Source organism: Desulfovibrio sp. TomC (assembly GCF_000801335.2).
Classification (GTDB): Bacteria; Desulfobacterota; Desulfovibrionia; order Desulfovibrionales; family Desulfovibrionaceae; genus Solidesulfovibrio.
The window spans coordinates 1-826 of the sequence record NZ_JSEH01000160.1 but is presented as its reverse complement, the minus strand read 5'-3'; the positions used below and the strand labels follow the sequence as shown (position 1 = coordinate 826).

Annotated in this window: 1 protein-coding gene; it reads right to left on the bottom strand. The window is 51.1% G+C overall.

Going from position 1 to position 826, the window contains the following annotated elements; genetic code table 11:
• Positions 1–153 precede the first annotated feature (153 nt).
• A partial coding sequence (locus NY78_RS25355) for a hypothetical protein (protein ID WP_043641433.1) occupies positions 154–826 on the bottom strand: 673 nt, incomplete at its 5' end.

The following is an 826-nucleotide window of genomic DNA, read 5'->3' as shown; positions in this document are numbered from 1 at the left end:
ATGGCGGCAGGTTATCCGTTTTCCGGTTGCCGCGCCAGTCGCGGGCAGGAGGCCGAGAGGGTGCGCCTAGCCCGGAGGTGCATTTCAAGGGGGCTTGACGAAACGGGGCGTTTGTCGACATCCCCGATGGGAAGATGGGCATATGTTCGCTATTTAGTATGATAGGAAAATCCAACCTGGGGCTATAAACTTAGATTCATACACAGGCTCAACCGCGCTGTCGTTGTCTTTAGTGTATTGTTTTCCGTATTCGAACCCATATCGGACCAATGTGTACCACTCTGCTGGAAAATACACGCGGTATCGATTCCCTTCGCGATTGTACCCGACCTTGCCGTCCGGAAAAGATGTATGTTTGTATTCTTCCGGTAGTTCTGTAACACCACCGGGTTGGTCAAATCCAAGCAACGCACCACTTTCAATCAGTCGTATGACCGCCATACGATCCGGATAAAACTGGTCAAAATACAAGCTGTAATTTGTCTTCCACTGCATTCCTGACGGGGTGGCAATAGCCAAGGCGATATTTGCGGCGAGAGGAAGGAGGGAGAATGTCGGAAATATCCGAATATATTTGAAAAAAATGAAGAAGGTTAGGCAAAAGATCCAAAAGTTGTAGAAACTCAGCAAAGTTGGAATGGTGAATTGCATTCCAAATGGCATGTGACAACACAGAACAAGACCGAAATAGCGAAAGGGCGTCGTCAGGATGGTGAAGGCTAGTATCTTTCGTACCACTCGCAACGAGCGGCGTCTGGCCAGCCAGCGGCGGCGCTGGCGCATGGCGGCTTTATCGGCAGGGGGCTGCGGCGCAGACAGGGCCATC